The organism is Streptomyces adelaidensis (assembly GCF_016598475.1).
Taxonomy (GTDB): domain Bacteria; phylum Actinomycetota; class Actinomycetes; order Streptomycetales; family Streptomycetaceae; genus Streptomyces; species Streptomyces adelaidensis.
The window spans coordinates 75,296-84,733 of record NZ_JAEMUX010000031.1 but is presented as its reverse complement, the minus strand read 5'-3'; the positions used below and the strand labels follow the sequence as shown (position 1 = coordinate 84,733).

10 protein-coding genes are annotated in these 9,438 nt (G+C 71.2%); 4 read left to right on the top strand and 6 right to left on the bottom strand.

The features are described 5' to 3' along the window. Both I8N67_RS19745 and I8N67_RS44240 read right to left on the bottom strand, forming a co-directional pair. A partial coding sequence (locus tag I8N67_RS19745) for an amidohydrolase family protein (protein ID WP_504740368.1) occupies positions 1-875 on the bottom strand: 875 nt, incomplete at its 3' end. A 113-nt stretch (positions 876-988) separates the two neighbouring features. After that, complete coding sequence (locus I8N67_RS44240) at positions 989-1,126, bottom strand: hypothetical protein (protein WP_307835291.1); 138 nt, start codon at positions 1,124-1,126, stop codon at positions 989-991. 63 nt (positions 1,127-1,189) lie between these two features. Here I8N67_RS44240 and I8N67_RS44630 point away from each other — a divergent pair, with 63 nt between their 5' ends. Together I8N67_RS44630 and I8N67_RS19730 are read left to right on the top strand one after the other, a co-directional pair. Then, positions 1,190-1,348, top strand: coding sequence for a trp operon leader peptide (locus I8N67_RS44630; RefSeq protein ID WP_372443751.1), 159 nt, complete (start codon positions 1,190-1,192; stop codon positions 1,346-1,348). A 136-nt stretch (positions 1,349-1,484) separates the two neighbouring features. Then, complete coding sequence (locus tag I8N67_RS19730) at positions 1,485-3,347, top strand: anthranilate synthase family protein (protein WP_200304466.1); 1,863 nt, start codon at positions 1,485-1,487, stop codon at positions 3,345-3,347. Between the two features lie 201 nt (positions 3,348-3,548). Here the strand turns inward: I8N67_RS19730 and I8N67_RS19725 are convergent, their stop codons facing one another. The 4 genes from I8N67_RS19725 to I8N67_RS19710 all read right to left on the bottom strand — a co-directional run bounded on the left by I8N67_RS19725 (position 3,549) and on the right by I8N67_RS19710 (position 7,631). Then, positions 3,549-4,577 (bottom strand): 6-phosphofructokinase, encoded by a 1,029-nt coding sequence (locus I8N67_RS19725; RefSeq protein ID WP_200304465.1) that lies wholly within the window; start codon positions 4,575-4,577, stop codon positions 3,549-3,551. Positions 4,578-4,741: 164 nt separating this feature from the next. Beyond that, positions 4,742-5,389 (bottom strand): response regulator, encoded by a 648-nt coding sequence (locus tag I8N67_RS19720; protein ID WP_200304473.1) that lies wholly within the window; start codon positions 5,387-5,389, stop codon positions 4,742-4,744. 62 nt (positions 5,390-5,451) lie between these two features. Further along, positions 5,452-6,696 (bottom strand): MacS family sensor histidine kinase, encoded by a 1,245-nt coding sequence (macS, locus tag I8N67_RS19715; RefSeq protein WP_200304464.1) that lies wholly within the window; start codon positions 6,694-6,696, stop codon positions 5,452-5,454. 98 nt (positions 6,697-6,794) lie between these two features. Continuing rightward, positions 6,795-7,631 carry a lysophospholipid acyltransferase family protein gene (locus I8N67_RS19710; protein ID WP_200304463.1) on the bottom strand — a complete coding sequence of 279 codons (837 nt, stop codon included), beginning with the start codon at positions 7,629-7,631 and terminating at the stop codon, positions 6,795-6,797. A gap of 204 nt (positions 7,632-7,835) precedes the next feature. On the opposite strand from I8N67_RS19710, the gene I8N67_RS19705 reads away from it, so the two are divergent. Together I8N67_RS19705 and I8N67_RS19700 are read left to right on the top strand one after the other, a co-directional pair. After that, on the top strand, positions 7,836-8,705 hold the full coding sequence (locus tag I8N67_RS19705; RefSeq protein ID WP_200304462.1) for an alpha/beta hydrolase: 870 nt from the start codon (positions 7,836-7,838) through the stop codon (positions 8,703-8,705). Then, positions 8,698-9,405 carry a hypothetical protein gene (locus I8N67_RS19700; protein ID WP_200304461.1) on the top strand — a complete coding sequence of 236 codons (708 nt, stop codon included), beginning with the start codon at positions 8,698-8,700 and terminating at the stop codon, positions 9,403-9,405. Before I8N67_RS19705 ends, I8N67_RS19700 begins: the two co-directional genes overlap by 8 nt. Positions 9,406-9,438: the final 33 nt, after the last annotated feature.

Below are 9,438 nucleotides of genomic sequence, written 5' to 3'. Positions count from 1 at the left end.
GTCCACGGGCCTGCCCACCCGCCCCAGGGGGATACGGAAGAGAAGCGCCGCCTGTGCCGCGCCCTCGTGCGCCCCGGCCGACTCGGTGGCGGGCGTACGGACCCTCCTGGGCGAGATGGTGTCGGCCCGGATATGGCGTAGATGATGCCGGGGGTCGGGGCGACGAACAGCCGGTCGCGGGTGGCCTCCAGCAGGTCGAGGGCCTCCTCGTCGGCGAGGGTGCAGTGGTGGACGGCGCGGATGCCGTGCCGTACCGCCATCTTGATCGACTCGGCTGCGCGGGCGTGGGTCGTCAGCGCCACGCCGCGCTCGCGGGCCACGGCCGCGGCCGCCGCGACCTCGTCGTCGGTGAACCGCACGATCCGCGAGGTGCCCTTCACGACCGCGCTCCCGCCCGACGGCGGCAGCTTGACGATGTCGACTCTCAGGTCCGCCATCTCCCCGACGAACCGGCTCACCGACTCCGGGTCGAACGCCCGGCCGTCGCTGCCCGGGAAGTCGTAGACCTCCGGCTCGGCCATGCCCACGGTGCCCACCCAGGAGGCGGCCTCGAAACGCGGCCCCGGCATCCAGCCCTCGGCGTAGGCCTTGCGGGCGGCGATCTCCGTACGGGGAAGACGGTTGCCGCCGGAATAGGCGCTGGCTGGTGATGCCGTGGTCGAGCAGGACGCGCCCGGCGTGGGCGACGAGGGGGCCTTCTCCTCGTCGGGTTCGTCGCGGCGGAGCGAGCCGTGCTCGACGGTGGAGCCGAAGGCGTGGTGGGTGTGTGAGCGACGAGTCCGGGGATCAGGGTGCCGCCACCTCCGTCGATCACCCGAGCCTCCGCCGCCGGTCGCGGGAATCCGGTCGGCGGCGGTGATGCGGTTGCGGGTCACGTCCGGTGCCGTCGAAGACCCCGGACACCGGTGAAGAGAGTCGTCTCGCTCATCCCGCGCTCCTGAAGGTGTGCCGCGTCTCGTCGAGGCCCCCGATGCCGCTGACCAGGGTGTCATCCGGGGTGAGGAAGCGCTGCGGGGTGCGGCGGTTGCCGACGCCCGCGGGCGTACCGGTGAAAAATCAGGTCGCCGGGGCGCAGCGGGCAGATCGCGCTGAGGCACGCGACCAGCTTCGGCACCGGGAAGATCATGTTCGAGGTGCGGTCGTGCCGGACTGCCTCCCCGTCCACAAGCGCCCTTCGGTGATCCACGGAATGGACTCGAACATGTCAAGGATCGAAGCGGTCGTGATCATAAGCCGATCGCGGGGTGGGGATCACGTGAGTTCCGCGAGGTTGTCCGGTAAGGTGCGGCGCATGTTCGCGCACTCGATCCAGAACTGGTGGTGGACCGCTCATCCGGCGGCCCACTGACTGCGCGTACGCAAGACTTCGCGAAGGCCGCCCGAGGGGCGGCCTTCGGCGTTTCCAGGGCCCGGCCGCTCCTCCTCGCTCACCGTGATCACCGTGATCACCGTGATCACCGTGATCACCGACGGAAGAGGAACCCATGGATCTGACCCGGCTCCCGTACGACGACCGGCCGTTCGCCCTGCTGCGCCGGCGCACGCCAGGCCTCCACGACCGGGACACGGTGGAGGTGCTGATCGGCCCGGTCACCACGTACGAGCGGCTCGCCGACATCCCCGACGAGGGGCTGGCGCTGGTCCCCTTCCGGCAGATCCGCGAACGCGGCTTCGACGTCCGTGACGACGGGACTCCGCTGTCGGTGCTGACGCCGGAGGAGTCGTACGAGCTGCCGCTGGAGCGGGCCCTCGCGCAGCTGCCCGCGCACGAGGTCCGGGTCGAGGGCGGCGGCTTCGACGTGGACGACGAGGAGTACGGGGAGATCGTCGGCCGGGTGCTGCGCGAGGAGATCGGGCGGGGCGAGGGCGCGAACTTCGTGATCCGGCGGACGTACGAGGGCTCGGTCCCGGGCTTCGGGCGCGCCGACGCGCTGGCGCTGTTCCGGCGGCTGCTGGAGGGCGAGCGGGGGGCGTACTGGACGTTCGTGGTGCACACCGGCGACAGGACGCTGGTCGGTGCCAGTCCCGAGGTGCATGTCCGGATGTCCGGCGGGACGGTCGTGATGAACCCGATCAGCGGGACGTACCGCTACCCGGCCGGGGGCCCGACGCCGGAGGATCTGCTGACCTTCCTCGCGGACGGCAAGGAGATCGAGGAGCTCTCGATGGTCGTCGACGAGGAGCTCAAGATGATGTGCACGGTCGGCGACATGGGCGGGGTCGTGGTCGGGCCCCGGCTGAAGGAGATGGCGCATCTCGCGCACACCGAGTACGAGTTGCGCGGACGGTCGTCGCTGGATGTGCGGGAGGTGCTGAGGGAGACCATGTTCGCCGCGACGGTGACCGGCTCGCCGGTGCAGAACGCCTGCCGGGTGATCGAGCGCCATGAGGTGGGCGGGCGTGGGTACTACGCGGGTGCGCTGGCCCTGGTGGGGAGGGATTCGGGGGGTGCGCAGACCCTGGACTCGCCGATCCTGATCCGTACCGCCGACATCTCGGCGGACGGGCGGCTGAAGGTGCCGGTGGGTGCCACGCTCGTGAGGGGGTCGGATCCGGCGGGTGAGGTCGCCGAGACGCACGCCAAGGCGGCGGGGGTGCTGGCGGCACTGGGCGTACGGCCCGGACGGCCGGGTCAGGAGCGGGTGGGGGCGGGGCCGGCGGAGGATCCGCGGGTGCGGGCGGCGCTTGACGGGCGACGGGGGGCCTTGGCGCCGTTCTGGCTGCGGATGCAGGAGCGGACGTCGGAGCTGTCGGGGCATGCGCTCGTCGTGGACGCCGAGGACACCTTTACCGCCATGCTCGCGCATCTGCTGCGGTCGTCGGGGCTGGAGGTGACGGTGCGGCGCTACGACGAGGCTGGGCTGCGGGAGGCTGTGCTCGCGCACGAGGGGGTGGTGGTGCTGGGGCCCGGGCCGGGGGATCCGGGGGATCTCGGTGATCCGAAGATGCGGTTTCTGCGGGGGCTGACGGGCGAGGTTGTGCGGGGGCATCGGTACGGGGTGCTCGGGGTGTGTCTCGGGCATGAGCTGATCGCGGCGGAGTTGGGCTTGGAGATCGTGCGGAAGGTGGTGCCCTGTCAGGGGGCTCAGACCGGGATCGATTTCTTCGGGCGGGGGGAGACCGTCGGGTTCTACAACAGCTTTGTGGCGCGTTGTGATGATGAGGCGGCGGTGGGGTTGGCTGCGCGGGGGGTCGAGGTCAGTCGTGATGTGAGTGGGGAGGTGCACGCGTTGCGGGGGGTCGGGTTCGCGGGGGTGCAGTTTCATCCGGAGTCGGTGTTGACGTTGGGTGGGGTGGGTGTGGTGCGGGAGTTGGTTGAGGGGGTTCAGTCCCTGCGGGCGCTCTAGGTTCCTCGCCCCCGCCGCCCCTACCCGTCCCATCCCCCAGGGGCTGCGCCCCTTCGACCCCCGATTTCGGCTGCGGGTTCGGTGGGGGCTTGTCGCGCAGTTCCCCGCGCCCCTCAAAAAGCAGGGGCTGCGCCCCTTGCTTTTCGCCTTTAGGGGCGCGGGGAACTGCGCGGGACCCCCACCCGCGCTCTTTCGTCGGCCTCAGCCGAAGAAGACGCCGACCTCCTCGTAGAGCTTCGGGTCGACCGTCTTCAATCTGGTCGTGGCGTCGGCGATGGGGACTCGGATGATGTCCGTGCCGCGGAGGGCGACCATTTTGCCGAAGTCGCGGTCGTGGACGGCGTCGATGGCGTGGAGGCCGAAGCGGGTGGCGAGCCAGCGGTCGAAGGCGGAGGGGGTGCCGCCGCGCTGGACGTGGCCGAGGACGGTGGTGCGGGCTTCCTTGCCCGTGCGCCGCTCGATCTCCTTGGCGAGCCATTCGCCGACGCCGGAGAGGCGGACATGTCCGAAGGAGTCGAGTGAGCCGTCCTTGAGGACCATCTCGCCGTCCTTCGGCATCGCCCCCTCCGCGACGACCACGATCGGCGCGTACGACGCCTTGAAGCGGGACGTCACCCAGGCGCACACCTTGTCGACGTCGAAGCGCTGCTCGGGGATGAGGATGGCGTTCGCGCCGCCGGCCAGGCCGGAGTGGATGGCGATCCAGCCGGCGTGGCGGCCCATCACCTCGACGACAAGGACGCGCATGTGCGATTCGGCGGTGGTGTGGAGGCGGTCGATCGCCTCCGTGGCGATGCCTACCGCCGTGTCGAAGCCGAAGGTGTAGTCCGTGGCGGAGAGGTCGTTGTCGATCGTCTTCGGGACGCCCACGCAGGGCACCCCGTACTCGTCCGACAGGCGCGCGGCCACACCGAGTGTGTCCTCGCCGCCGATGGCGATCAGCGCCTCTACCTCCTGCTTGGCCAGGTTGTCCTTGATCCGGCGGATGCCGTTCTCCTGCTTGAGGGGGTTGGTGCGCGAGGAGCCGAGGATGGTGCCGCCGCGGGGCAGGATGCCGCGCACGGCGGGGATGTCGAGGCGGACGGTGTCGTTCTCCAGCGGACCCCGCCAGCCGTCCCGGAAGCCGACGAAGTCGTAGCCGTACTCCTGGACGCCCTTGCGGACGACGCCCCGGATGACGGCGTTGAGCCCGGGGCAGTCGCCGCCTCCGGTCAGTACTCCGACGCGCATGGAAATGTCCCTTCGCCGCGGTTGCCTGGTGAGGGTCACGCTAATAGTGATCCAGGTCACTTCGGCATGTACGGGAGGTCAATTCCGGTGAATTGCTGCTGATTGAGGGTGAGTTGATCGGAGTTGATCAAATCGCCTTCACTCTATGGGGTGATTCGTGCTGTTTACTCGTCGTCGAGACCGCGTTCTATGGCATAGCGGACCAGCTCGACCCGGTTGTGGAGCTGGAGCTTGCCGAGAGTGTTCTGGACGTGGTTCTGGACGGTGCGGTGGGAGATGACGAGGCGTTCGGCGATCTGCTTGTAGCTCAGGCCCTTGGCGACCAGGCGGAGCACCTCGGTCTCGCGGTCGGTGAGTTGCGGCGCCTTGGGCTCGTCGGCGCCCGGCGCGGGGGCGGGTTCGGAGGCGAGGCGGCGGTACTCGCCGAGGACCAGGCCCGCGAGGCCGGGGGTGAAGACGGGGTCGCCGACGGCGGTGCGGCGTACCGCGTCGATCAGCTCCTCGGTCGAGGCCGACTTCAGCAGGTAGCCCGTCGCGCCGGACTTCACCGCCTCCAGGACGTCCGCGTGCTCGCCGCTCGCCGACAGGACGAGGACGCGCAGGGCCGGGTTGGCGCCGACCAGTTCCTTGCAGACCTGGACTCCGGGCTTCGCGGGCAGGTTCAGGTCCAGTACGAGGACGTCGGGCGCGACGGCCCGGGCGCGGCGCACGGCCTGCTCGCCGTCGCCCGCCGTGGCGACCACGTCGAAGCCGGACTCGGCCAGGTCGCGGGCGACGGCGTCGCGCCACATGGGGTGGTCGTCGACCACCATGACCCTGATCGGGCCGCCCGGCCGGTCCTGTCCGTCCACTCCGTTCACCGGCTTGTCCTCCGTCACCGCTTCTCCGCCTTCCCCCGTGTGTTCTTCGGCCCCTCGGAGGCCTTCGGTACCTTCAGTTCCACTTCCGTGCCCTGGCCCGGGACCGAGATCAGCTCGGCCGTGCCGCCGATGTCGCGCAGCCGTCCCCGGATGGACAGGGCCACGCCGAGCCGCCCTTCGCCCTCGGCCTGGGCGAGCCGGCCCTCGGGGATACCGGGACCGTCGTCCCGTACGGTCACGATGATCTCGTCCGGCCAGTCCTCGACCAGGATCCAGGCCCGGGCCTCGGCCCCGGCGTGTGCTCGTACGTTGTCCAGGGCGGCGCCGACGGCCGCCGCCAGCTCCCGGGCGGCCGGCGGGGCGAGCGGCACCGGGGCGCCGGGCTCGGAGAAGGTGACCTTCGCGCCGGCGTACGCGGCGAGGAGGGCCCGCAGGTCCACGGGGCCCGCCGTGCCGTCCCCGGCGTCCGGTTCCTCCACCGCCCGGACGAGCGCGCCCTCGGCCGCGTCCTCCGAGATCCGGGAGACCGGGACCAGGCCGCCGGAGACCAGGGTGCGCAGCGCGACCTCCTGCTCGCCCGCCATCCGGCCGATCTCCGCCGCCTCGCCGCCGAGCGCGGTGCCGCGCCGCTGGACCATGGCGAGGACCTGCAGCACGCCGTCGTGGATGTCCCGGGCGAGACGTTCCCGTTCGCGGGTGGCGGCCTCGATCTCCAGGGCGCGGGCGAGGGTGCGCTCGGAGGCGCGGGCGACCTCGACGACGTATCCGATGGCGATGGAGGCGACCCACACCAGCACCACGTTGTGGATGGTGTCGCGGGTGGGGGCGCCGCGGTGGACGAGGTTGGCGACGGCGACGAGCGTGGAGGCGAAGGCGGCCCAGCGCCAGCCGCCCTTGATGGCGAAGGCCAGCACCGCGCCGGCTGTCCATATCGAGGGCAGCGTCGGGCCGCCGGTCTCCACCCTCGCGGCCGAGTCGGCGAACCGGGTGAGCAGGATGCCGACGAGCGCGATGGTGAGGTCCGCGGCGAGGAACCGCTTGGTGCAGTTGGCGGCGCTCGCGACCTTGGGCAGCGTCCCCAGCGTCCAGCCGGCCAGCACCGCGAAGTAGGCGATGGCCAGCCAGGGGCGCGCGAAACCGTCGTACGCAGAGACGAAGAGGCCGACCGCGTAGACCATCGTCAGGACGCGGTAGCCGGTGAGCGCGCGCCACAGCGGCTGCTCGACCGACATCCGCATGACTCGCTCACGCTCAGGCATGTCCCCCCATTTCTGGCGCGCCCCTGCGGCTCACTCGCCGTGCGGCGCCCCCGTGCCGTCGCGTCCGGGAAACGTGACCGTACCCGGGAACACGGCCGTCACGAACCCGCGCGGTCCTGGTCCGTCCGGGACTTCTGCGCCTGGTCCTCGGCCGCCTGGTCCTCGGCCGCCTGATCCTTGGCCGCCTGGTCCTTGGCCGCCTGGTCCTTCTCGGCCTTGGCGAGGGCGGCCCTGGCGGCCTTGTCGGACTCCTTCTCGGCCTTGGCCGCGTCCGCGATCTGCCGCTTGGCGGCGGTCGCGTAGATGTCGACGTACTCCTGGCCGGAGAGCTTCATGATCTCGTACATGACCTCGTCGGTCAGGGCCCGCAGGACGAAGCGGTCGTGCTCCATGCCCTGGTAGCGGCTGAAGTCCAGCGGCTTGCCGATGCGGATGCCGGGGCGCATCAGCTTCGGCATCACCTGCCCCGGCGGCTGGATCTTCTCCGTGTCGATCATGGCTACGGGGATGACGGGCGCGCCGGTGGCGAGGGCCACGCGCGCGAGGCCGCCGGGCTTGCCCCGGTAGAGGCGGCCGTCGGGCGAGCGGGTGCCCTCCGGGTAGATACCGAACAGCTCACCGCTCTCGATGACCTGTATGCCGCTCTTGATGGCGGCCTCGCCCGCGCCGCGCGCGCCGGAGCGGTCCACCGGGAGCTGGCCGACACCCTTGAAGAAGGCCGCCGTCAGCTTGCCCTTGAGGCCGGGCGTGGTGAAGTACTCCGCCTTCGCGATGAAGGTGACCTTGCGGTCGAGGACCGCGGGCAGGAAGAACGAGTCCGAGAAGGAGAGGTGATTGCTCGCGAGGATCGCGGCGCCCTCGGCCGGGATGTTCTCCAGGCCTTCCACCCAGGGCCTGAAGGTGACCTTGAGCGGTCCCCCGATAGCGACCTTCATCGCGCCGTACAACAACCGAGTGCCTCTCTGTGTTCCGTGGGTCAGACCTTAACCCGGACGCCTGAGGAAGCGACCGACAGGCCCTGCCGGTGTCGGCCCCCCACCGCGCGAAGCCCCTGGTCGGTGTCAGTGCGGTCGCGTACGGTGAACCACATCCGGACTCGTTCACCCCCTTCTCACTTCTCATGAACAGGAGACCGAAACGTGCCGGTCCTTCCCGGAGCCGAGCCCTACCGCCACGAGGGCGGGAAGGTCGGAGTCCTCCTCTGCCACGGCTTCACCGGTACCCCGCAGTCGCTCCGCCCCTGGGCCGAGTACCTCGCCGCGCGCGGTCTGACCGTCGCCCTGCCCCTGCTGCCGGGACACGGCACGCGCTGGGAGGACATGCGGATCACCGGCTGGCAGGACTGGTACGCGGAGGTGGACCGCGAGCTGCGGGCCCTGCGCGAGCGCTGTACGCGGGTCTTCGTGGCGGGGTTGTCCATGGGCGGCGCGCTGGCGCTGCGGCTGGCCGCGAAGCACGGGGACGCGGTGGACGGCGTGATCGTCGTCAACCCGGCGAACAAGGTGCACGGCCTCGCCGCCCACGCCCTGCCCGTCCTGCGTCACCTCGTGCCCACCACCAAGGGCATCGCGAGCGACATAGCGAAGGAGGGCGTCGAGGAGCTCGGGTACGCCCGGGTGCCACTGCACGCGGCGCACTCGCTGCGTATCTTCTTCCGCCTCCTCGACGGCGAACTGCCCCAGGTCACCCAGCCGTTGCTGCTGCTGCGCAGCCCGCAGGACCATGTGGTGCCGCCCGCCGACTCCGAGCGGGTGCTCGGCCGGGTGTCGTCGACGGACGTCACGGAGATCCTGCTGGAACAGAGCCACCATGTCGCGACGTTGGACCACGACGCGGACCGGATCTTCGAGGCGAGCCACGCGTTCGTCACCCGGCTCGTGAAGGAGTCCGGGGCGGAACCGCTGAAGAAGTCCGAGACGGAATCCGTACAGCAGTCCGAGACAGGGTCCGTGGAGCAGTCCGGTGCGGGAACCGCGGAGCAGAGGGAAGGGACGGCCACTGGTGGCTGAGCACGACTCCGAGCGTGAGCCGGAGGAGCAGGGAGCGCCCCTCGGTGAGCGCCACGGAGACTCGCGGGGCGACTCCCCGGGCGGTGCCTCGGGCGGCTCCGCGGGCGTCCCGCCCGGCAAGTCGCCGGACGAGGAGCAGCACGTGCCGTTCGACGAGGACGCCGCGTGGCAGGCGATCGTCGCCGGGTTCGGCACTGAGCCGCCCGACCCGCCGGGCGCCAAGCCGTTCAAGTCGGTGGAGGACCTGGCTTTGCCGGAGCCCGAGCCGGAGGAGAACACCGACAAGCCCTCCGGCCCCGCCGCCGGCCCCGCGTCCCCGAAGCCGCTGGGCAGTTCGGTCGCGTTCGCCCCGGGCGTCGGCTCCGGGCCGCGCGACTACAGCGTGCCGGAGCCGGTCGGCGAGGACCCGGACAAGGGTGACGAGGACTCCGACGACGACCATGACGACGGCGAGGGGCACTTCGTACCGCCGGAGCCGCCCCCGCTGCCGGAGGCCGACGCGACCGTCAAGTTCGCCTGGCTGGGGGTGGCCGGCGGCCCGGTCCTGCTGCTGCTCGCCGTCCTGCTCGGCTGGGAGATGACCTGGTGGCTCACCACCCTCGGCATCGGCGGCTTCCTCGGCGGCTTCGCCACGCTGGTGATGCGGATGAAGGGTGACGACGAGGACGACGACGATCCGGGGCGGGGCGCGGTCGTCTGACCTTCGCCACCGCTGGACGAGGGCCCGCCCGGG

Bases quoted from the DNA above. Each gene is read 5' to 3' on its own strand.
- I8N67_RS44240 (WP_307835291.1), bottom strand. From the start codon at position 1,126: ATGATCTTCCCGGTGCCGAAGCTGGTCGCGTGCCTCAGCGCGATCTGC.
- I8N67_RS44630 (WP_372443751.1), top strand. From the start codon at position 1,190: ATGGACTCGAACATGTCAAGGATCGAAGCGGTCGTGATCATAAGCCGA.
- I8N67_RS19730 (WP_200304466.1), top strand. From the start codon at position 1,485: ATGGATCTGACCCGGCTCCCGTACGACGACCGGCCGTTCGCCCTGCTG.
- I8N67_RS19725 (WP_200304465.1), bottom strand. From the start codon at position 4,577: ATGCGCGTCGGAGTACTGACCGGAGGCGGCGACTGCCCCGGGCTCAAC.
- I8N67_RS19720 (WP_200304473.1), bottom strand. From the start codon at position 5,389: ATGGTGGTCGACGACCACCCCATGTGGCGCGACGCCGTCGCCCGCGAC.
- macS (WP_200304464.1), bottom strand. From the start codon at position 6,696: ATGCCTGAGCGTGAGCGAGTCATGCGGATGTCGGTCGAGCAGCCGCTG.
- I8N67_RS19710 (WP_200304463.1), bottom strand. From the start codon at position 7,631: ATGAAGGTCGCTATCGGGGGACCGCTCAAGGTCACCTTCAGGCCCTGG.